The sequence below is a fragment of the Niastella yeongjuensis genome (assembly GCF_900110245.1).
GTDB classification, from domain to species: domain Bacteria; phylum Bacteroidota; class Bacteroidia; order Chitinophagales; family Chitinophagaceae; genus Niastella; species Niastella yeongjuensis.
In genome coordinates this window covers 131,014-151,982 of sequence record NZ_FOCZ01000004.1, presented here as the reverse complement: position 1 = coordinate 151,982, position 20,969 = coordinate 131,014, and the positions used below count along the sequence as shown (strand labels likewise).

General features: G+C 42.9%; 21 protein-coding genes and 1 pseudogene. 14 read left to right on the top strand and 8 right to left on the bottom strand.

Annotation, left to right across the window (positions count from 1 at the left end; translation table 11 throughout):
- Positions 1-231 precede the first annotated feature (231 nt).
- Together BMX95_RS12060 and BMX95_RS12055 are read right to left on the bottom strand one after the other, a co-directional pair.
- The gene (locus BMX95_RS12060; protein ID WP_081202374.1) at positions 232-1,467 is read right to left on the bottom strand and encodes a FecR family protein; all 1,236 of its coding nucleotides are present in this window, start codon (positions 1,465-1,467) and stop codon (positions 232-234) included.
- A 64-nt stretch (positions 1,468-1,531) separates the two neighbouring features.
- Positions 1,532-2,113: an RNA polymerase sigma factor gene (locus tag BMX95_RS12055; RefSeq protein ID WP_081202375.1), complete on the bottom strand. Its 582-nt coding sequence runs from the start codon at positions 2,111-2,113 to the stop codon at positions 1,532-1,534.
- Positions 2,114-2,246: 133 nt separating this feature from the next.
- Between BMX95_RS12055 and BMX95_RS12050 the strand changes: the two genes are divergently transcribed.
- A complete protein-coding gene (locus tag BMX95_RS12050; protein WP_081202376.1) occupies positions 2,247-2,576 on the top strand; it encodes a serine hydrolase domain-containing protein in 330 nt (109 codons plus the stop codon).
- Between the two features lie 230 nt (positions 2,577-2,806).
- Here the strand turns inward: BMX95_RS12050 and BMX95_RS12045 are convergent, their stop codons facing one another.
- The gene (locus tag BMX95_RS12045; RefSeq protein ID WP_165759005.1) at positions 2,807-3,379 is read right to left on the bottom strand and encodes an alpha-ketoglutarate-dependent dioxygenase AlkB; all 573 of its coding nucleotides are present in this window, start codon (positions 3,377-3,379) and stop codon (positions 2,807-2,809) included.
- A 335-nt stretch (positions 3,380-3,714) separates the two neighbouring features.
- On the opposite strand from BMX95_RS12045, the gene BMX95_RS12040 reads away from it, so the two are divergent.
- Positions 3,715-5,025 carry a sensor histidine kinase gene (locus tag BMX95_RS12040; protein WP_081202378.1) on the top strand — a complete coding sequence of 437 codons (1,311 nt, stop codon included), beginning with the start codon at positions 3,715-3,717 and terminating at the stop codon, positions 5,023-5,025.
- Entirely contained in the window at positions 5,015-6,832 is a 1,818-nt protein-coding gene (locus tag BMX95_RS12035; RefSeq protein ID WP_081202379.1) for a sensor histidine kinase, read from the top strand. Before BMX95_RS12040 ends, BMX95_RS12035 begins: the two co-directional genes overlap by 11 nt.
- 28 nt (positions 6,833-6,860) lie before the next feature.
- On the opposite strand, the gene BMX95_RS12030 is transcribed toward BMX95_RS12035, so the two are convergent.
- The 5 genes from BMX95_RS12030 to BMX95_RS12010 form a co-directional block, all read right to left on the bottom strand.
- Positions 6,861-8,804: a sigma 54-interacting response regulator gene (locus BMX95_RS12030; RefSeq protein WP_081202380.1), complete on the bottom strand. Its 1,944-nt coding sequence runs from the start codon at positions 8,802-8,804 to the stop codon at positions 6,861-6,863.
- Positions 8,805-9,106: 302 nt separating this feature from the next.
- Positions 9,107-9,592 (bottom strand): methyltransferase domain-containing protein, encoded by a 486-nt coding sequence (locus BMX95_RS12025; protein WP_244898095.1) that lies wholly within the window; start codon positions 9,590-9,592, stop codon positions 9,107-9,109.
- A gap of 85 nt (positions 9,593-9,677) precedes the next feature.
- Positions 9,678-10,001, bottom strand: coding sequence for a hypothetical protein (locus BMX95_RS12020; RefSeq protein ID WP_143067612.1), 324 nt, complete (start codon positions 9,999-10,001; stop codon positions 9,678-9,680).
- A 153-nt stretch (positions 10,002-10,154) separates the two neighbouring features.
- Positions 10,155-10,862 (bottom strand): Crp/Fnr family transcriptional regulator, encoded by a 708-nt coding sequence (locus BMX95_RS12015; protein ID WP_081200640.1) that lies wholly within the window; start codon positions 10,860-10,862, stop codon positions 10,155-10,157.
- A 64-nt stretch (positions 10,863-10,926) separates the two neighbouring features.
- Positions 10,927-12,216, bottom strand: coding sequence for an MFS transporter (locus BMX95_RS12010; protein WP_165758932.1), 1,290 nt, complete (start codon positions 12,214-12,216; stop codon positions 10,927-10,929).
- 223 nt (positions 12,217-12,439) lie between these two features.
- Between BMX95_RS12010 and BMX95_RS12005 the strand changes: the two genes are divergently transcribed.
- The 11 genes and pseudogenes from BMX95_RS12005 to BMX95_RS11960 all read left to right on the top strand — a co-directional run bounded on the left by BMX95_RS12005 (position 12,440) and on the right by BMX95_RS11960 (position 20,969).
- The gene (locus tag BMX95_RS12005) at positions 12,440-12,805 is read left to right on the top strand and encodes a hypothetical protein (RefSeq protein WP_081200638.1); all 366 of its coding nucleotides are present in this window, start codon (positions 12,440-12,442) and stop codon (positions 12,803-12,805) included.
- A gap of 22 nt (positions 12,806-12,827) precedes the next feature.
- Positions 12,828-12,962: pseudogene (locus BMX95_RS35750) on the top strand (VOC family protein); the annotation flags it as partial.
- Between the two features lie 177 nt (positions 12,963-13,139).
- Positions 13,140-13,745 (top strand): VOC family protein, encoded by a 606-nt coding sequence (locus BMX95_RS12000; RefSeq protein WP_244898104.1) that lies wholly within the window; start codon positions 13,140-13,142, stop codon positions 13,743-13,745.
- Between the two features lie 3 nt (positions 13,746-13,748).
- Positions 13,749-14,378, top strand: coding sequence for an alpha/beta hydrolase (locus tag BMX95_RS11995; RefSeq protein WP_081200636.1), 630 nt, complete (start codon positions 13,749-13,751; stop codon positions 14,376-14,378).
- Between the two features lie 89 nt (positions 14,379-14,467).
- Positions 14,468-14,800 carry a DUF1622 domain-containing protein gene (locus BMX95_RS11990; protein WP_081200635.1) on the top strand — a complete coding sequence of 111 codons (333 nt, stop codon included), beginning with the start codon at positions 14,468-14,470 and terminating at the stop codon, positions 14,798-14,800.
- A gap of 202 nt (positions 14,801-15,002) precedes the next feature.
- Positions 15,003-15,674: a M17 family peptidase N-terminal domain-containing protein gene (locus BMX95_RS11985; protein ID WP_081200634.1), complete on the top strand. Its 672-nt coding sequence runs from the start codon at positions 15,003-15,005 to the stop codon at positions 15,672-15,674.
- Positions 15,675-15,680: 6 nt separating this feature from the next.
- Positions 15,681-17,570: an amidohydrolase gene (locus tag BMX95_RS11980; protein WP_081200633.1), complete on the top strand. Its 1,890-nt coding sequence runs from the start codon at positions 15,681-15,683 to the stop codon at positions 17,568-17,570.
- 8 nt (positions 17,571-17,578) lie between these two features.
- Complete coding sequence (locus tag BMX95_RS11975) at positions 17,579-18,337, top strand: DUF1345 domain-containing protein (RefSeq protein WP_081200632.1); 759 nt, start codon at positions 17,579-17,581, stop codon at positions 18,335-18,337.
- An 18-nt stretch (positions 18,338-18,355) separates the two neighbouring features.
- Positions 18,356-18,907 carry a YceI family protein gene (locus BMX95_RS11970; RefSeq protein ID WP_081200631.1) on the top strand — a complete coding sequence of 184 codons (552 nt, stop codon included), beginning with the start codon at positions 18,356-18,358 and terminating at the stop codon, positions 18,905-18,907.
- A gap of 18 nt (positions 18,908-18,925) precedes the next feature.
- Positions 18,926-19,588, top strand: coding sequence for an isochorismatase family protein (locus BMX95_RS11965; RefSeq protein WP_081200630.1), 663 nt, complete (start codon positions 18,926-18,928; stop codon positions 19,586-19,588).
- A complete protein-coding gene (locus BMX95_RS11960; protein WP_081200629.1) occupies positions 19,572-20,969 on the top strand; it encodes an alginate export family protein in 1,398 nt (465 codons plus the stop codon). The genes BMX95_RS11965 and BMX95_RS11960 overlap by 17 nt, the downstream gene beginning before the upstream one ends.

Genomic DNA, 20,969 nt, shown 5'->3' with positions numbered 1-20,969 from the left:
CCGGTAGGAATTTTTTGATAAAGCCCGTAGGCACCCGAAAAAATCGGGAAGATTTTTTATACATTTGAACATCTTGTGAATCATAAATTTTGTTTCGTCGCAGAATTTATCCGCCCCTGGCGGAAAGGATGAACAGGATTCCACCGGCAGTGCTACCAACACTACCGGTTTTTTTATACTCATCCAGGGTGTTTAGTTTTGGGATGATGTGTTGTTACATACTTGTCTGGTTTAGTTTTTCATGACTATAATCTTTTTGTCTTCTATTTTAAAATGAACTTCTTTCGTGAGTTCCAGCATACGCAGGATCTGCGATACATTGGCAAAACGGTTGACCAGCGCGCCGAACCGGAGCGATCTGGCTGCGGGATCGGCAAATACTATTTCTACATTGTACCAGCGGGAAATGGTGCGCATGATGCTGCCGAGATCTTCCGAACTAAAACGGAACATCCCTTCTTTCCAGGCCATCGCTTCATCAAGATCCGGTGAATGGTCAATGGTCAATGGTGAATGGGGGGCCGATACCGCCTGCTCACCTGGTTTCAGTATTACTGATTGATCTTTTTCTTTTGCCTCGCCCGCCGAAGCCTTGGCGTAGGAGGGCCTTCTGCCTACTCTCACACTTCCTTCCAGCAAAGTTGTCTTCGATGCCGGTTCATCATCATAAGCATTTACGTTAAAGTGCGTGCCGATGTCTTCTATCAACTGGTCTTTAACTTCAACCCGGAAAGGATGTTTTTCATTATGTTCCACTTCAAAATAAACTTCACCGGTTATTTTAACGGTACGCGCATGGGCGTTGAAAACTGTTGGAAAGGTGATGGTAGAAGCGGCATTCAGCCACACTTTGGAACCATCGGGTAAGGTTAATGGATAAGGTGATTGTTCACCCCTTGCGGTGGTAAGCGTATTCCAGCTTATGGAAGTTGCAGTACTGGTTGAACCAGTGGTATATACGATGCCGTCTTTATTATTGGCAGTAATGGTGGTTTGTCCTTGTAGGGCCAGTTGTCCATTCAATTCCCGGGTGAGTACGATCTTGCGCCCATCAGCCAGGGTGAGGGTAGCCTGGTTGCGGCCGGGTGCCACATCCGGTTGCTGCACCTTTTTGGTTGCAACTGGCAGTGGTTGTTTATGTAGTAATATATAATAACCAGCTGCAGCAAGCGCCAATAGCAAAGACGCAGCTGCTGCCCAGCGTGGCCAGCGGGCTGGTTTCTGTTGACTGGCAATTTTTTGTTTTACCCGTTGCAGGGACTGCTCGGCAGCTTGTGGTTGCCATTGAGCCAATAACTGGTCGCGATAGCCTTTATCCTGCAATTTTTCAAACAGCGCACGGTTCTCCGGTTTGTCGGCTATCCAGTTTTCCAGTTCTCTTGTTTCCTGAAAATTCAGATTGCCTTTTATATGACCAGACAGCAGGTAGATGATCCGCTGCATTTGTTCCATATCGCTATAAGCCATTTGTGCGCGTGTTTACAGCAATACGATGCAACAGAAGGAAAGTACCTAGTGTACAGGAGAAAAATTAATGATTCATTTGGCTAAGCAATAAAAGGAGGGCAAAGGTGCTGCCACTTAATTTGTTTTTCAACAAAATGAGGCCACGGCCTTTGTAATTCTTCACGGATTGTTCCGATAAACCCAATGTGCTGGCTATCTCTGAATTGTTCATGCCTTCAATAAAACCCATTTTAATAACCTTACTGCATTGTGGCGGCAGCTCGTTCACGGCGCGGTATATTTCGGCCAGTACTTCGGCATGAATAATTCTGTGTAAATGATCGGTAGGAACTGTTTCTTCAGCATGGGCAATGCGAAGATGACGTTGTGCTGCGTTCTTTGATACCTTTATGTGATCGAGGCAGGCGTTCTTTACGGCATGATACAGAAATGCCTGCATGTGGATGGTTGAATCGAATTGCTGTTGTCTGTTCCAGCATTTCAGGAACAGGTTCTCAATGATGTCTTCTGCATCTTCGGGCTGAACAAATTTGGCAGCATAAAAACGAAGGGGATGATAATAACTTTTGTACACCACATCAAACACCGCCGGATCATTCAGTTGAATGGGGGTATCCAAAGTATTATGGTCGTTGTGCATCAACATCTGGCCGGTTATCTTTTAACTGACAATTTCCGCGCAAAGGTGCAAAAATGCACAGATGATCCCATATTAAGGGTTATTATCATATTGTTAAGCGCTCATTCGACATGTAATACCCGTATCTGCCTGTTTTGGTATGCTTGTACAGCAGGGTAAAGTAAAAAGCACCACGCAAAAGGTCTTTGATTTTTTTCCCGAATATAAAAAGCAGGATACTGGTTTGAAATCTCTATTGACTATTGAACACCTGCTCACTATGACATCGGGGTTAAAGTGGAATGAAGAAGTACCATACGATAATCCTGACAACAGCGAAATACAAATGATCAGGAGTGGAAATCCCATTGAATTTATTTTAAGTCAGCCAATGGAGTTGCCCCCGGGAACGCTGCCGGAAATTATAATAAATGGAATATTAAGAACGGTTCAGCGGAGTTGTCGAGGCGGTATATTTATCCTGCATTAGCCATGGATAAAACAAAAAAGCATATAAATCGATGATCTACATGCCTTCTATCGTGCCCAGAACAGGAACAAAGCCACCCTGAGCCACAATATATAGAAAACAGTGAGTCATTTTTGAGTCACTGTTTTACATTTTTCCAGCAGTTCCGGAAATGTGCCGATTTATGGGGGCTGGGTAGGGTCACAAATGCTGATAAGGCGGTTCTTAAACACCAGGGATAATAAAAGAAATTAACCCGGTTTCAACGTTCTGAAAGTAATGGAGTATCGAATATCTGTAATGGGCGCTGTACTGTGTTCCCAATCGGTTCGGGCAGGTCCCTGCATAATGTAGAGAGATCTTTGCCTTACCGGTAAGGAAATGATTGACTTTCTTGATTGTAACGATTTTTCATAAGGTCTTAATTTAAATATGCAATCAATACCCAGGGAAATGCCGGCTATACTTTCAAAAGGTGGTGCATCGCGGTGCCAGTTGATCACCGACCCAACCGGGTATTCGGTTACCAGCAATTCCGCTATCTGGTCCCGGCTGACCATTAATTGCTCTGACACTCTGTCTATTATCCAATTAAAAGTTTCAGGTATTGAAATGCCCTTTGTTATTTTGCGGGTGGAAAAATTATAATCATAGCCAAAGCTCGCCACTTTTCTTTTGGCAGTATATTGATGAAAAACCATTGCATGCAATTCGATCTGTTGAATGATCTCCATCAATTGCTGTTCTTCGGCTTGACTAATAAAATCAGGATAGTAGTAAAACCCTTCAGGCAATATTGGTAGTTCATTAAATAATGTAGGCATATAATTATTCCCTAAAATCCTGTGCCAGCAAAATATGCACATTGTCAAGGGAGCGCCTTTTATCAGCTGTTTTAATATACAAAATGCTGCAAGTTAGATAACTTTGGTGTTTGACTTTAACCGGTATAGGTGTTGCTATTGGAGATACAACAATGTTCGATAGGCCTCGATGATACCTATGATATTATTTACTGAAACTCGTTTATAAAAGTTCCTCCCGGCCGACGTTCAAGCGATCCGGTTCAAACCTGTTCCTGCCCGAGTCCAGGCCGATAGTTCCTGTAACTCCCGATTAAGTAATAAGTTATTTTTGATCCAGCAACTGCTTTTTGACAATGACTGCTAGTATTAATCTGATACTATGCGCCTTTTGTTGGTTAGTTGTAACTACTCAAAGTTATAGTCAGCAACATGGCCGAACTGACAAGGTTCAAGAAAGTCGGGCCGGTTTGAATCAGCCGTCGGCGACCATGTCATGGCAAAAGCAGATTAATGCCGTCAATGAATTGATCGACCGGGGCCAGATCGAAAAAGCCCGGAAATTTTTTGATGTATTGACCCCGCCAGACGCAACATCAAATGCTTTGATAACTTCTTCCAGCATAGCAGCCCTGCATTTTCGGCTGGATTCGGCAGATGGCCATTGGGAGGCGGCATTGCAATTGTTGAGAGTATCCAAACATTTGTTTGATTCTGCCACCCGGATTCAATACGTACGCCAGCTTGCACGATTGGAAGATGAACATGGTCATCGGAAAAAAAGACAAAACTTACAGCTTGACAGCCAACTCGTTGAACTGCTCACCCGGCAGACAACCTTGCAAAAGCAAAAGTTCCTTAACGAGAACATCGTTCGTAACCTTATCGTTGGATGCGTCATCTTGCTACTCATGGTATTCGCGCTTGGATACAGTCGCTACGAGCTGAAAACCCACATCAAACAGGAAATCCAGTCCCGCCAGCGGGCCACCTCCGAACAAAATTTTGAGCTTAAACGCCTCATTGCTGAGCGGGAATGGTTATTGAAAGAAATCCATCTGCGGGTCAAAAACAACCTGGAGCTGGTGACCTCAGTCCTGAATGCCCAAGCCGTTGACTTTCGAGGCGAGCCCGCTTCCTTAATCATTCGCGACAGCAAAAATCGAATAAATGCCATTTCTATTATCCACCAGCGTCTGTTCACAGGTGACGCAGCATCTTCAGTAGATCTTGGTAGCTACATCAACGAATTGATCCAATTCCTAAAAGAAAGTTTCCGGACATCTGGCCGGGTTGAGTTTGTGGTCGACGTGTTACACCTGAACGTGGAGATATCGCAAGCAGTCCCTCTTGGGCTTATTATCAATGAGGCTATTACTAACGCCATTAAGTATGCGTTCCCCGACGGACGACAAGGGATGGTCACAATACGCCTTCAGGAGACCGTCGACAACCTTGTACAGCTTTCCATTGTCGATAACGGTATCGGCATGCCGGATGGATTCGACTTTACTGATTCCAGCACCTTTGGGATTAGTTTAATGCTCGGTCTTGCTGAACAGATCAAAGGACACCTTGATTTAATGAATGATAACGGGTTAACGCTCAAACTTCAATGGAAAAGTCATATTATGTTGTCGCAAAATCATTCGTCGAATGGCATTTGAGTTACGTCATATTCTTGCAAACAGGAGCAGATCACTCACAATAACTTGTATTGCCTTGGCGACGATACTAATGGTCATATTTTCCTCTTCGTTCATATCAGCGCAACCCACCTACGATACGGTGGAGCAAAACCTCACCCGGATGCTACAATTCGCAACATCCGATACCACTATCATTCGCCTGGACCTCGCCCTAAGCAAGCACTACCTTGACAAAACAGGCTCAGATTTAGGGGACATCCAACAGGCCTTCCTATATGCCCATGATGCCCACCAACGACTTGGCAACATTTATATGAGCCTGAATGATCCCGGCCAGGCTGCCGTCCGCTTTCAACAGTCGCTATTTTACGCCAAAAGAAATCATGACACCCTCTCTATTCTTACACAATCTGGATTGTTGGCGTTAGCCTACAATCAAAGCCACCTGCCGGAGAAAGCCCTCGCAGTACTGGAGCCTGCATTACGATTGTCACCAGCGGACGCTTATACCATTCTTGTCTTTTTGTTGGCAAATAAAATTGAGGCGGAGTTAGCGCTTTCCAACTTAAATGCTGCCGGGATATCCTACAACCAAATGCAAATCCACATCGCTGGGATTGGTCCTAATCAGAACGTAATGAAATACGGGCTTCGCTCAAGCATCGCGCTACTAGTTTCAACCCGTAGATACGACGAAGCCGAAATGCAGCTCAAGGCTTTGCATTCATTGGCGGAAAATCTGCATGATCCGGATTTACTTTGCACTACGGAAAACCTGGCATTTCGAATCGACTCTGCGCGGGGGAACATTCCATCCGCAATCCGGCATTACCAGCGTTTTCGATCACTCTCCGACTCAATCAACAGGCGAAACTTTGACATGGATATCGATGTATTGCAAATCCAATACAGGGAGGAAACGATTATCGAAGAACTGAAAAGAAATGCTCACGAACTTGACCTCCTCACAAATGAAAGCAGACTTCAAACCAAATCCCTACAGGCAGACGCTCTCATCAGGAAGTTGAGCTTAGTCGTTGTTGGGCTTGTTGTTATACTAATCGGAGTAATTATTAGCCGTTACCTTATAGAAATGCGGTCCATTCGGTTGATTGGTCGGAGTCAGAAAGCAATTGACGCCCAAAACGTCGAATTGGCTGCACTCGCCGCGGAACAGGAGCGATTACTCAGGGAGATTCACCACCGTGTGAAAAATAATCTCCAGATCACTATATCGCTGCTCAATTCAGAAATGACCCTTATCGCTGATGATGAGGCCCTCAATCTTATCAAAGACAGCCAGGCGAGAATGTTTACCATTTCGCTTATCCACAACCGCTTATATCATTCGCAAAATCTTGGCGAAATCGAAATGATCGGCTACCTGATCGACCTTTGCCAATTCCTTACAGAAACATCTTTTCCTCGCCGTACTATCCGGGTGCTGGTAGGTGGAGATCCACTGTATCTTGATGTAGAGCAGGCAGTCCTTCTGGGAATGATCACTACCGAAGCCGTTTCAAATGCGCAATTGTATACCTGCCACGAAGTCAAAAACGATTGTACGCTCCAATTCCAACTTGACCAGGACAGCATCGATACGATCGTTTTGACTATTTTTAGCAAAGGGCATGCACTCACCCGGGAACCGGCGCCCAACAACAAACATCATCTTTCCAGACACGACCTGATGGAGTTTTTCGCCGGCCAGTTGAATGGCGAAATCGTTTTCCAAACAACGGATGCCGGATCTACGATCATCATCCGTTTTAATATTACTAACAAAAAACAACTTACTTTACCAGGAAGGACCAATGCGGTATAACATCGCATTACTACTATCTAGGGGTGTACTATTTGTTAAAATGTAACTCTTTTCGGATGCCCAGCTTTTTAATACGGGAGGAGAGTGTGCTCGGAGGCAACCCTAAAATTTCTGCAGCCCCACCCGAACCAAATACCTTGCCCTGGCAATTCTGGAGTACTTGTAATATATAGTCGGTCTCCATTTCTTCGAGTGTCCGGTACTCACCCTCTAAGTAAGTATTCGATTGTGTAAGGTGCCTGGAAGCTGGAAGATCGACTTCAGTTATGATTGGCCCTGTGGTCCTGATAATCGTTCTCTCAATCAGGTGCCTGAGTTCCCGGATATTCCCTGGCCAGTCATATGCTTCCAGTTGCCGTAGTGCATTAGTGCTAATTGCCGGAACTTCCGTGCGCTCCAACATCACCGCGCTCTGTTTCAAAAAATATTGAGCCAAAAGCACAATATCCTCCTTCCTGGCCCTCAGTGGTGGGAGTGAAACTGGGTAAACGTTCAAGCGGTAATACAAGTCGAGTCGAAATTTATTGGCAGCGATCTCCTTTTCGAGGTCGCGATTCGTTGCGGCCACTACCCGAACATTGACCTTTACTGTTTTACTACTCCCCAATGGTTCGAACTCCATCTCTTGCAGCACACGAAGTAACTTTACTTGGGACGCTATTGGAAGCTCACCGATTTCGTCGAGAAAGATGGTCCCTCCATCTGCCGCCTCGAACTTGCCTACCCTTTTTTCCACAGCGCCTGTAAACGCCCCCTTTTCATGGCCAAAAAGTTCCGATTCGATCAGCTCAGCAGGAAGTGCCGCGCAATTGACAGTAAGGAATGGTTTACTTCTTCGTGTAGAAAGGGAGTGAATACTCCGGGCGATCTGTTCCTTACCAGTTCCGCTTTCTCCCATGATCAGTACTGAGACAGGCGTAGCCGCTACCGCCTCGATACCGCTCAACAACTCCAGAAGGACCTGGCTTTTACCAATAATGCCCGGGAACTTCTCACCATCCCGCGCCATTGCCGTGACCGCGATCCGTACTGGTTTAATGGCAGCATTCTTGGTTTTCGGTTGAAACGCCCGCAGAAGTGCCCCTGACAGTTCACGTAGATGTCCTTCAGACTTATTTAGGTACTCTAACTGTCTTTGGCTAAATGCATCCGGGTTTCGGCTATAAAAGGAGAAGACCAAATGTTGGGCGTCCGTTTCGAGGACAAAATTGAGTTTTGATTCCAGCCGGAAATGATTGCTCAATACACCATCCGTTGTCTTAGGGGATAATTGCTGCTTAAAAGACTCTCCATTGAGTAACTGTGAGCCTTGTGACATTTCTATCTCATCGATGGTAATCGGACCAACCCGCTGAATTAATCTTGCCACTTCTTCATTGGGCAACAGCTCATATTCTTCATATCCCGTTTGGACAAAGCAAACTTCCACCTTCTTGGTCCTATTGGGGCTTAGAACAGCGATCGTCATTACGTCGAATGGAATAAATGACCGAAACAGGCCTGGCAGGAACGACAGCAACTGCTCCTGATTAACGGTAAACTTTGTAATATGCCGCAATTGGTTTCTAAATAGCATCTCTCGCTGGGTCGCGAGTTCCAGGTTATGTTTGTGCTTGCTTCGTGCAATATCAAGCATAATTAGCAGATCGTTCATCCGAAATGGCTTAACCAGAAATCCGTATGGCTGGGTCGACTTGGCAATCTCCAGAACACTTTCGTTTGTGTTCGCAGAAACATAAATAAAGCCAATATTCCGTTCTCTTAGATATTGAGCAAGATCAGTACCCACACTGCCGTCTTGCAAAACAATATCCAACAGCACCCAGTTAGGCTTACTTTTTTCTACCCATTCCTTTGCTGCGCGAACGGAAGCCGCAATTCCGCAGACTTCATACCCGGCATTCACCAGCATCATCCGAAGATCGTTGGCAACGATGAATTCGTCTTCAACTATTAATAGTCTTTCTCTCATTGTAAAAAGATTAATTTTTAACCCTTCGCAATCCACAGAGTTACAGACTATCACTACACATAGCAAGTTTACGATTTTTAGCTCGATGTTAAAGTTGAATCGGGTTTATAATCAACATAAAATTTCTTCTTGGCCTGGAGTCAGCCAGGTGTTATTTTCTCATTTTTAAAGTTGTTTGGGTTATTCATTTTCTTTTAATATTCATCGAAAACTAAATAAGCCTGCATGCTCATTGCAGTCCTTACAGACTATGGGGTAGGAGTTAAACGAGCCATCATAGGTCTACATTTTTATCCAAAACTTTAATAAATTATCAAAATGCGTTTCTGCCAGTTGAAAGCATGGTGGTATCTCATCACCCCAACTACAATAAGTGCCACCCTTGTTCCAATGGGCATTTTATCCAATTGATTATACAGGTAAATGCTATAATAATTGTATAACTCATTCGAATAAGCAAGCTCGTTGTCTATTTTTTCGGTGCCATCCAGATTCTCAAAAAAAGCATTGTAGAAGTAAAAATGATCGAATTCATTGAGATCTAATTGTGTAAAATTTCTATGAATGAAGTGTACGTTTTTTAAACCCATTTTTATTCGGGCTGCTTCTGCATATGCTATCAGGTTTTTTCGTTGTTCAACCCCATAAAAGGAAACTGCTGGCTTATTATACGCGCCCGCCAGACAAAATTTACCCACCCCACTGCCGATGTCCAACACTTTTACGTTATTGCCCGGTGTCAGATAAGAAACGACCTTTTGACTAATATATAACGTCGACCAATGCATGCGGGCTAATGATCTAATCGGCTCAGGATACAATTTATGTAATGCAGCATCAGTGCTAAACCAGTTTTCTAAATGAAGTGGTGTTTTAACTGTGGGCTTCATACAATGTAAAGAGCCTGGCTTTTTCAGCATGATCTACAAGGTCTTTGCGTTGTTCAACGCCATAAAATGAAGCATACGGTTTATAGTAGGCCCCTGCCACACAAAACTTCCCTACGCCACTTCCAATGTCCAATACCTTAATTCCTGGATGTGTTACAAGAAAGGGAATCACTAACTGGATAATATTTAAAGGCGTCCAATGCCTTGCGGCCAACAATTGAATAGATTCAGGGTATAATTTGTTTAAATGGGAATCATTTCTAAACCAATAATCTATTGTGCTAGGGTAAGCCTGTGCCGAATGCATACATGCAAAATTACTTTGTTTACCAACCATAAGCGGTTAACATTGTCACTCCAAAAAGTGACTTTTGTCAATTTTTAAAATATGAAAATGCTTAATGCGCCAGGTGGTGAGAATATGCGCGGGGCTATAAATGGCTATCTCCTGAAAAGAGTTTTATTTGTAATTAGCAATTTTTATAAGTTGGTTGACGTCATGTACAATAATTGTCCGGCCTTTTGTTTCTAATATACCTGCCTCTTTAAATTCGGTAAGGATACGTACAGCTCTTTCGCGAGCAGTTCCTACAATATTTGCAAGGTCATCCCGACTGATATTAATTTCTACAGGCATGCCAGGCTGAAAATTCACTTTGTATTTTTCCCGTAAGACGATCAGCTGTAAAGCCAGTCTTTCTCTAACCGATTTTTGAGCAAAAACTGAAATACTATTTGCCAACACGGCGAATTCATGGCTCAAAGTTTTCAGCAGGCGTTTATTTAATACTGGAGATTGTTGTATAGTAATCAGGAAATCTTCTTTAGGAATAAATGCAATTTTGCTTTTTTCCAATGCAGCGGCGGAATCGGGGTACCTGTCTTCTGAAAGAATAGCATGATAACCTATTATGTCACCCTGATTTGCTACATAAATAATATGCACCCTTCCCTCTTTGTCGACTTTGTACTTTTTTACTTTTCCCTCTATAATGTAAAAAATACCAGCGGGATAGGCCGCTTCTCTGAAAATAATTTCCCCTTTTGAATATAGCTGTTCAGTTTTATGTGCTGTCAACAATGCAAAATCTTCCGGCGGCAAATCCGTTAAAATAGATTCACTTTGAAAGTTCCAGTTGTCAATTGGGAAAATGCCGCGTATGCTCATAAATGGTACAAATTTACAATTTTTTGATGCTGACGGCTCGCTGAAGGCCCAGATTGCACCATTTTCAGTCGGTATTGGTTTTCGCTTGCTGTTCGGCGGGGATTAAAATGGGTGCAGTACACGCCACTTTTTCTCCCGGATCTGCACTGGGTTCTTCCATCGGAAAAAATAACAGCACAACGCTGGCCGCCACCATAAGGACCCCTGACATTTCAACGGTAGCTATCGTCCCAATTTCATTAGAAACCCATCCCCAAAATAGACTGGTCAACGCGAGTGATCCCTGAAATATGGTGATGTTCACCGAAAGGAATCGCGCCCGAAGGGCATCGGGAGAATACAATTGCGCCAGCACATTTAAGGTCGAGGTTGACCATATCCAGCCAAAACCCAGCAGGAAAATCAATCCGTAATGCCATAAGTTGGTTCCAGTCAACGCAAGGGAGATCATTGTTGCACCGACCCCTATGCAACTCACGGCAACAAGTTGATAGGAACGGAGAAGCTCCGTCATCTTGCCATAAATTAAACTGCCGCAAATGGCGCCTGCGCCAAGAAACACCCACAACATCATATACTGGATAGTCGTTTGGTGCCACTCATATTTGGAAAGGTGCGGCAACAATGCAAAAAGGGCACCAACAAAAGCCGTAAAGGCAATGGTTCGAACGATGAGCTTTAAAAAATTACGGGATTTGAGAACAGCCGTTATCCCTTCGCCATAGGCCTTCGCAAATGACTCCGGCGGAGCCATAATCTCTTGGTTCTTCCATTGATAAAGTATCCAAATCAACAACACGAATGCCACTATGTTAAATAAAAAAACTGATTGGATTGCGCCATAAGTTAACAACAAGCCCCCCAGTGCCGGACCAATAGCACGGGACAGATTGAAGCTCACGCCATTCAGGGCAACGGCAGCTTTCAGGTTGCCAGGACTTACGACCTCCGGCGTAATTGCCTGCCAAATTGGGTTTGAGAATGCAGATCCGCAACCCATTAAAAAGGTAAAAATGATCAGCACCTCCATATTTAAATAATTGAGCTGCGTTAAAACTGTAAGCACCAGCAATACCATGAAAAAGAATACCTGTGCTCCGATCAGGAGCTTTCGCCGGTCCGCGTGATCGGCTATTACGCCTGCAGGGTAACTAAGGAATAAGGCCGGCACGGACGTCGCTACCTGGATCATGGATAGGAGAAACGGCGACGTCGTCAAGACCGCCGCGACCCAGCTCACTCCAATATTTTGCATCCACGCAGCAATATTTGACACAAATCCACCAGTCCATATTGTCCGAAAGGTCTTTTCTTCAAATGGCGCGAACGCCCCGGCAGTTAGTTGCTCAGTCATTGAATGAAGTTTAATAGTCATAATGGATAATTAACATGCCATAAAACCGGATCGCTCCAAATCAACTGATTGTAAGTCGAAATTGTATACCCTCTTATGAACGATTGCGAATTCCTGAAATATCGCAAATCAGCAAAATCAGGAAAAGAATGAATCGCTGAAAATCAATGGTATGAAAATTAGGCTCGTCTATTGATACGCCTGCTCCTAGAAAAGCCAATGTATGACTAAACTAAATCACTTTTCAGAAATCCAGGCCTTCATTGAGAAGATCATGGCAGATAATATAATTCCAGGTGCACCACCGCTGAATTCACCGCATAAAGCCTTTTGGGCAACCCTGTCTTATGACGCTTTTTGCAACGGGACGGTCCCGGGAGTAAAGGATCCGGTTACTGGCAACTCTCTTCCTATACTGAAAAAAGGAGACTCCAAATCCAGCAACATCATCATGGCCCTACGAGGAGAAGGCCCCCTTTTTGGACCGGGCGGCCCCTTTGGGCAAATGCCCGCCGGCGGCGTTACAAAATTCACCATAGAGCAAGTACAGGCAATAGCTGATTGGATCGATGCCGGATGTCCACAATAAATGAACCTACAATAAATCTGTTATGATACTAGGTCTTCATCATATCACAGCAATCTCGGGTAATGCCCAAAAGAACTACGACTTCTATTCCAGGGTAATGGGATTGCGACTCGTCAAACGCACCGTCAACTTTGATGACCCCGGCACTTATCATTTTTACTATGGTAACCAAGAGGGTGCGCCTGGCACTATCCTCACCTTTTTTCCATGGGAGAGAGCTTATCCTGGCGTTTCCGGAGCCGGGATGGCCACCGAGATTGGCTACTCTGTGCCCAAGGGAAGCCTGGCATTTTGGGGAGACCGATTGTATCCCACAGGACCTGTAATTGAACGAATGGGTGAAACCGTCCTTCCCGTCCAGGACCCCGAAGGACTACGCATAAACCTCATCGAGTCAAAATACCTCGATGACCGGATACCCTGGACAAGCAATGGCGTCTGGTCTGATGCAGCTACGAAAGGATTTCACAGCGTAACGCTCACCCTGAACGACATCAAACCAACAGCTTCCATCCTCACCGATGTCTTCGATTATGAACTCAGCGAACAGGAGGGGAACAGGTACCGCTTTAAAACTGAAAACATTCTCACAGCTGCCATCGTTGATCTAATTGAAGATCCTCAGGCACCTCGCGGTCTAAGCGGTACAGGCACCAATCACCATGTTGCCTTCCGTGTCCAGAATGAAGCAGTCCAACAGGAGTATAATGACCGGATTTCCGCAAGAGGATTGATGATTACACCTAAGATTGACCGTGATTATTTCTATTCGATGTATTTTCGGGAACCTGGTGGGGTCCTTTTCGAAATCGCAACCGATAATCCCGGGTTTACTGTCGACGAATCCCTTGATGAGTTAGGTACTCATCTGAAGCTCCCTTTCCAATATGAACCCGATCGGGACGCCATTGAAAAACAGTTGCCTAAAGTAAACTTCTAAGCCATGCACACATTTCATTTTGATTTTGTTGGCGAAGGCATTCCCCCAGCTCAGCATGCAATGATCTTACTCCACGGCCGCGGTGCTTCTGCAGAAGATATTCTGCAACTGGCCGATGCGCTACCTGTTCGGGATTTTGCTCTGTTTGCCCCAAAAGCAACCAATCATACCTGGTATCCATTCCCCTTCCTGGCACCACCACAACACAATGAGCCGTGGCTGAGTTCCGCATTAGATGTCGTAGGACGAATGGTGAAGGAAGTAAAGAACCGCGGCATTGCCGAAGATGATATCTGGTTTGCGGGCTTTTCCCAGGGCGCCTGCCTGATGCTCGAATTCCTTGCAAGGAATGCAGCTCCTTACGCCGGGGCGCTTGCATTCACAGGCGGACTCATCGGCGATCAAATCTATACTCAAAACTATAAGGGCGATTTTGGCCATATGCCCATCTTTATTGGAAGCAGCGATCCCGATCCACATGTTCCGGTTGAACGGGTGCTCGAGTCGGCGACCGTCCTCCAGCACATGAATGCCATAGTAACGACAAAAATCTATCCACTCATGGGTCACACTATAGGCCAGGAAGAACTCAAAGATGCAACAGCCCTTTTATCTTCATATGATAATAGCTGACTTGAAATACAAATTGTAAATCATGATTAAGAACTAAAATCAGATAGCACATTGAAAGTATATCTAACGACACATAACCTTTTAATTAGATGGAAGAAATTAGAATATACTTAAGTTTTGTTGCCAGAGGTCTCGAACTTTTGGGTGTGGCAACTATTGCTTTTGGAGTTCTAATTGCATTAGGCCGATATCTATTTCCTATTAAAAGTGTCACGCCGAGAAATTATAAGACTTTGCGTCGTGAGTTAGGTAAAGCTATTCTTTTAGGACTCGAAATATTGGTGGCTGGTGACATTATCGCTACGGTTATCACTGATCCTACAATGAATAAAGTCTTAATCCTCGCGATGATTGTTCTTATAAGGACATTTTTAAGCCTGTCAATTGAAGTGGAGATTGAAGGCAAGTTGCCATGGAACTAGGACAATTTAAATTCTAATATGGACATGCGTAATTACGAAAGCAATTAACTATCTGATCTGTTTGCATACCGAATACCATTAGGCGGAAATTAAAATTGAGAGGGGAAGCACTGGTAAACTAGATGAAAACCTGAAAAATGGTTTGTTAGAGTTCGTTTAGAACAAATTAACATTTATTCATTCAATTCTAAAAATCTAGATCATGAGTAATGAAACAACGCAATCGAGCACAGTAACGCCATTCGGAACAACAAAGATCTGGGGTAAAGTAGACGAAATTGAATATGAAGGTGTCGTTCAAGGCCCATCAACACAAACTACCCCTTTGCAGGTTGCCTGTCTATTCGAGTATGTGGAAGGCGATATTTTTAATCCTCCTGCATTACCCGCTGAATTAAATGGCATGGTTCACCTTGACAGCGCCTTGGATGGACTTATTACCGCAATGAGAAGCTCCGGTCAATTTGAAGGCCGTGAACTGGAAACATTACACCTTCAACCCCCAAAAGGGAAAATTTCTGCCGATCAACTTTTGCTTATTGGTTTAGGAAACAGGAATATGTTTAGTGTTGACTTAATGATCGCTGTTTCCAGAACTGCTTTACGCGAAGCGCTAAGACTGGGTGTAACAAGTTATTCCTTCGCAGCCGATATTAAGGACGCGGGTGTTGAATCTGTTCCAAATGAATTGAGCGAAAGGATTGTTCAGGGAGCAGTTGAGGCGTACCGTGTTCAACTAATGTTACAGTCTAAAGCAATGACCAGTTTTAAACCATTAACAAAAATAAGTCTACTTGCCGGGACTGCATTTTTTGTTACAGCTGGCACCGGCATATTAAATAAAATTACAGAATACAATTCTTTAAAATTGTAGTAAGTTATGACGCCTAATATAATTCTTTTTAATGGAAAAATCCACAGTTTCGATACCGCGAATAAAGGCGCAACAGCAGTTGCAATCGAAGGAAATAAAATTGTAGCAGTAGGGTCAGACCAGGAGATAATGAAGTTATCAACCTCCGAAACCCAAACAATTGACTTGAATAAGAAGCGCGCCATTCCGGGTATCAATGATTCTCACATACATGTCATTAGAGGCGGTTTAAGTTATAATATGGAACTTAGGTGGGACGGAGTTCCATCTCTGTCAGAAGCATTGAATATGCTAAAAGAACAAGTGCTGCGTACTCCATCACCTCAGTGGGTGAGGGTCGTAGGAGGGTGGTGCTACCATCAATTCAACGAGAAGCGACTGCCGACTTTGGAGGAAATTAATGCCATCTCTCCCGACACGCCTGTATTTATCCTTCATCTTTACGACCGTGCATTCCTGAACGCCGCTGCTTTGCGTGTTGTAGGATTTACAAAAGACTCGAAAGCACCTCCAGGAGGGGAGATTCAAAAGGATAAAAATGGTGATCCGACGGGATTAATACTCGCAACACCCAATGCGACCATTTTGTACGCAACTCTTGCCATGGGACCGAAACTTCCCGAAGAACACCAAATGAATTCTACCAGGCACTTTATGAAAGAGTTAAACCGTTTAGGGATTACAAGCATAATAGATGCTGGCGGTGGATTTCAAAATTATCCTGAAGACTATACGGTCATTAATAAATTAAATGAAAATAAACAACTCACAGTTCGCATAGCATATAATTTATTTACTCAAAAACCAAAACATGAATTTGAGGATTTCGATAACTGGACAAAGACTGTTGTCCTCTATCAAGGTGATGACATGTATAGACATAACGGTGCCGGTGAAATGCTTGTATTTTCTGCGGCAGACTTTGAAGACTTCATTCAACCTCGTCCAGACTTACCAGATGAAATGGAGGATGAACTGGAAAAAGTTGTCAGACTATTGGTTGAAAAACGCTGGCCGTTTCGTATTCACGCTACCTATAATGAAAGTATTACTCGCTTTTTAAATGTCTTTGAAAAAGTCAATTCAGATACGCCTTTCAATGGTCTTCAATGGATTTTTGATCATGCCGAAACAATCGATCAAAACAACATCGACCGTGTGAAAAAACTCGATGGCGGAATTGCGGTGCAGAGCCGTATGGCTTATCAGGGTGAGATTTTTACTGATCGATATGGAACCGAAGCAGCACTTGAAACGCCTCCCGTTAAACGGATGTTGGAATCAGGTATTCCGATTGGCGGCGGTTCAGATGCAACCCGTGTGAACAGTTATAACCCCTGGATATCTCTGTATTGGCTTACCACAGGAAAAACTGTCGGCGGCCTGAAGCTTTACAACGACCAAATGTTATTAGATCGGGATATTGCACTTCAGATTTACACGAGAGGAAGCGCCTGGTTTTCGAATGAACTAGATAAAAAAGGAGATATTAAAGTAGGATTACTTGCTGACCTGACTGTGCTTGATCAAGATTATTTTGAAGTTCGAGACGAAGAAATAAAAAATATTGAGGCAAGTTTAACGATTGTTGATGGCAGGATTGTTTTTGCCAGAGACGAATTCTCGTCCTTTTCTCCCGAACCGATTCCTGTTTTACCAGATTGGTCGCCCGTTAAAATATACGGTGGCTATCATTCCATTGTAAGAGCGAATGGTAACCTGGATATGGGCAAACTTAATACGGCTAAAGAAAATATTTTGGCATCAATTCATTCCTGTGCTGGAAGTTGTAATGTACATGGTCATAATCAAAACATTGCCAGATTCAGTAATATCCCGATTAGTAACTATAGATCATTTTGGGGCGCTTTAGGCTGCTCTTGTTTTGCCTTTTAAGTTAGAAGATGAATAAGAACATTTTCATACAACGATTGCATGTCATGCCTGAGCATTCAAGACTGCTTATCAGCTTGATATTTGTAGCTGTGGTATTTGTTTTTACAAGAAACTCGCTTCGTATTCAGGTTCAAACAGTGCTGCTTTGGAATTGCTTTGTCTTGATAAACTTATGCATGTATTGGCCTACCATAATAACTGCCCAATCTACTGAAATGAAAACTATTGTGAGGCAGCAGGACTTAAAAGGTTTTCTTGTCTTTTTTTTCATTTTGTTTTCATCAATTGTTAGCTTATTTGGTGTCATTTTTTTGTTACAGTTGCTCCCAAGCGATAGATCCTGGAGTTATTATTCCGGTATTGGGCTTTCAATTTTTTCAGTTACATTTTCATGGGTTCTTATACATACTTTATTTACTATTCGATATGCCAGCCAGTATTACATAGAACGACGATCTCTGGAAGCCGATGTAGACAACACTAAAAAAGATGTAAACAATGCCAGAAAAGATGTAGAAAATGCCAGAAAGGATATATTGGGCTTCCCTGATAACTACAACCCTGACTATCTCGATTTCGCATATTTTTCTTTTAGTATTGGGATGACTTTTCAAACCCCCGACATTCCAATTGCTTCAAAAAACATTCGTCGTCTTGTCTTAATACATGCATTACTATCATTCGGGTACAATACTGCAATAGTTGCCTTGAGCATTAATATAATATCAGGCTTAGTTAAAATGCCAATTCCATTTGGACATAAATAAACGGAAAAATAAATCGATATGGAAGAAATAAATAAATTAAAATGGCACATTGATCCTGGACATAGTAATATCCGTTTTGCCGTTAGACATTTGCAAATCTCAATGGTGGAAGGACAGTTTTTGGAATTTGAGGGTGGAGCTACCTCATCTGATGAGAGTTTTTTAGATGGGGCATTTAATATATCATTAGTCGCAAATAGTATTACTACAAAAAATGATATCCGCGATCAAAACATACGCTCAGCAAACTTTTTAGAGGTTGAGACATATCCAAACATTACTTTCTCGGGCGAAAATTTATCAAAAGCGGTTGGTAGTCATTTCCAATTGCAAGGACAAATAACGATTAAGAAAACGACTCTGCCAATTACTCTGGGCGTCGAGTATTTTGGAGCGTCCGATGATTTTTCAGGCAATAGAAAAGCTGGGTTTCAAGTTACAGGCACTATCCCGAGGTTTGAGTTCGACGTATCTTTTCAAAGAATTATTGGAGGAAATGTTCTTGACGTGGGGTTGAATGTTGAAGTTGTATGCAATATCGAGTTAATGAAGACAGTATTAACACCATAAAAAAGAAAAGTAAATAACATGAAACAGAACAAACTAGAAGCAATACCAAGTAAACGTCTTTTGGTGCCAGGCGACAGTGTACTTCTTCTTATTGATCATCAACCACAGATGGCTTTTGCTACAAAATCCATTGCTGCGGAATTGCTCATCAATAATGTGGTTGGGCTTGCAAAAGCAGCCAAAGTATTTGCTGTGCCAACGATATTAACAACTGTAGCTACAACTACTTTTAGTGGTCCCCTTTTCCCCGCTCTGCAGGCTGTTTATCCTGAACAGAAACCAATTGATAGGAGTACATTGAATTCTTGGGAAGATCAGCGTGTCGTGGACGAGGTAATGAAGTATAATCGTCCAAAGCTTATCGTTGCCGGATTATGGACTGAAGTATGTCTCGTGACGGCGGTATTGTCAGCACTCGAACAAGGATTGGATGTTTTCTTTGTTACTGATGCCTCGGGCGGTGTTAGTGAAGAGGCACACACCATGGCTGTTGAACGTATGATAATGGCAGGTGCTCAACCAGTAACATGGTTGCAATTTATGCTGGAGCTGCAACGCGATTGGGCAAGAAAGGAAACCTACGACGCAGTTACCGCTGTTGTGAAGGAACATGCAGGAACCTATGGAATAGGAGTACAGTATGTAAAATCAATGCTATCAAGTAATGCAGGAGAAGGTTAATAATTACAATTGTGTCATAGCTTTTATAATAGTTTATGTTTCTTCCTTTTCAAACGCTCTGGCACAAAGTCATGAAGAGCCTTTTAAAGTGTTGAGGCATGAAGAAGACTATTCTTATCTTAAAAATGACACAAATAAACTAAAATTGCTTGACAGAATAAAATACATCGACTTTCACAGTGGTTTCTTCTTATCGATTGGTGGGGAATTGCGTTATCAATACGAACATTATAAAAATGAAGACTGGGGAGATGTTCCATCTGATGATAAGAATGGTTATCTATTGCAACGAGTCATGCTCCATGCTGATTTTAAATTTAAAAATTATGTCAGTGTATTCGCGCAATTAAAAAGCGGGATTGTCTACGGAAAGGAGACGCCGGTTGGTCCACCTGACAAGAATGAACTTGATTTTCATCAGTTGTATTTAGAGGCAATTCCATGGCAGGATTCTACGCGTAAACTAATGCTTAGAGCAGGTCGATTTGAACTGTTGTACGGAACCGGTCGATTGATTGCAGTCTCCGACATGCCAAATAACCGAATAAATTTTCAAGGCGGTTTAATAAGATATAATACTCCCCAAAGCAATACCGAGATGTTTTTAGTAAGACCCGTACTTAATAAAATGTTTGTATTCGATGATCTGGTAGATTACAATGCCTGGCTGGGAGGAGTATATCATAAAAATAACCTTACGGCCGCTACCGGTGGTGATATTTACTATTTTTATTCAAAAAAAGATAGTGCAACTTTTGAAAAAGGTACAGCGAGGCAGGTTCGACATACTATAGGAGCCAAATATTACAGTAAATACAAAAAATACTTCAATTATGATCTGGAATTTTCTTATCAATTCGGATCATTCGGTAACAAACCCATCAGTTCTTATTACTTTTCAAATGAGCTAAGTTACGCTCTTGCTAATGTAAAAACTGTACCTACTTTTACTTTTGGAAGTAACATCATTGCCGGAAACGATAACAACAGAAGATTCATGGGGACCTTCGATGCATTGTATCCGCGTCCATACTTCGGGCTTGCAGCTCCTATTGGCCCTGCAAATCTTATTAACCTTCACCCAGGCTTCAGATTTTATCCCAAAAAACGATTGATCATTGCCATTGAGTTTGACTGGATGTGGAGATATAGCACAGACGATGCTTTGTATAATCCAAGTGTCGACATTTCAAGACCCGATGATAATAGTGATAGTAGATTTGTTGGCACTCAATACATTTTGGAATGTGATTACCAGATTAACAGAAATTTCAGTATGCTTCTGGGCTATAGCGTTTGTCCGCCAGGTGGGTTTATTTCCGATACAGGCAATGGTAAAGTTTTGTTCTTTTTACTTGCTCGAATTTCATATAAATTTTAA

Bases quoted from the DNA above. Each gene is read 5' to 3' on its own strand.
- BMX95_RS12060 (WP_081202374.1), bottom strand. From the start codon at position 1,467: ATGGCTTATAGCGATATGGAACAAATGCAGCGGATCATCTACCTGCTG.
- BMX95_RS12055 (WP_081202375.1), bottom strand. From the start codon at position 2,113: ATGTTGATGCACAACGACCATAATACTTTGGATACCCCCATTCAACTG.
- BMX95_RS12050 (WP_081202376.1), top strand. From the start codon at position 2,247: ATGCTTGTACAGCAGGGTAAAGTAAAAAGCACCACGCAAAAGGTCTTT.
- BMX95_RS12045 (WP_165759005.1), bottom strand. From the start codon at position 3,379: ATGCCTACATTATTTAATGAACTACCAATATTGCCTGAAGGGTTTTAC.
- BMX95_RS12040 (WP_081202378.1), top strand. From the start codon at position 3,715: ATGACTGCTAGTATTAATCTGATACTATGCGCCTTTTGTTGGTTAGTT.
- BMX95_RS12035 (WP_081202379.1), top strand. From the start codon at position 5,015: ATGGCATTTGAGTTACGTCATATTCTTGCAAACAGGAGCAGATCACTC.
- BMX95_RS12030 (WP_081202380.1), bottom strand. From the start codon at position 8,804: ATGAGAGAAAGACTATTAATAGTTGAAGACGAATTCATCGTTGCCAAC.
- BMX95_RS12025 (WP_244898095.1), bottom strand. From the start codon at position 9,592: ATGCATTGGTCGACGTTATATATTAGTCAAAAGGTCGTTTCTTATCTG.
- BMX95_RS12020 (WP_143067612.1), bottom strand. From the start codon at position 10,001: ATGCATTCGGCACAGGCTTACCCTAGCACAATAGATTATTGGTTTAGA.
- BMX95_RS12015 (WP_081200640.1), bottom strand. From the start codon at position 10,862: ATGAGCATACGCGGCATTTTCCCAATTGACAACTGGAACTTTCAAAGT.
- BMX95_RS12010 (WP_165758932.1), bottom strand. From the start codon at position 12,216: ATGACTGAGCAACTAACTGCCGGGGCGTTCGCGCCATTTGAAGAAAAG.
- BMX95_RS12005 (WP_081200638.1), top strand. From the start codon at position 12,440: ATGACTAAACTAAATCACTTTTCAGAAATCCAGGCCTTCATTGAGAAG.
- BMX95_RS12000 (WP_244898104.1), top strand. From the start codon at position 13,140: ATGGGTGAAACCGTCCTTCCCGTCCAGGACCCCGAAGGACTACGCATA.
- BMX95_RS11995 (WP_081200636.1), top strand. From the start codon at position 13,749: ATGCACACATTTCATTTTGATTTTGTTGGCGAAGGCATTCCCCCAGCT.
- BMX95_RS11990 (WP_081200635.1), top strand. From the start codon at position 14,468: ATGGAAGAAATTAGAATATACTTAAGTTTTGTTGCCAGAGGTCTCGAA.
- BMX95_RS11985 (WP_081200634.1), top strand. From the start codon at position 15,003: ATGAGTAATGAAACAACGCAATCGAGCACAGTAACGCCATTCGGAACA.
- BMX95_RS11980 (WP_081200633.1), top strand. From the start codon at position 15,681: ATGACGCCTAATATAATTCTTTTTAATGGAAAAATCCACAGTTTCGAT.
- BMX95_RS11975 (WP_081200632.1), top strand. From the start codon at position 17,579: ATGAATAAGAACATTTTCATACAACGATTGCATGTCATGCCTGAGCAT.
- BMX95_RS11970 (WP_081200631.1), top strand. From the start codon at position 18,356: ATGGAAGAAATAAATAAATTAAAATGGCACATTGATCCTGGACATAGT.
- BMX95_RS11965 (WP_081200630.1), top strand. From the start codon at position 18,926: ATGAAACAGAACAAACTAGAAGCAATACCAAGTAAACGTCTTTTGGTG.
- BMX95_RS11960 (WP_081200629.1), top strand. From the start codon at position 19,572: ATGCAGGAGAAGGTTAATAATTACAATTGTGTCATAGCTTTTATAATA.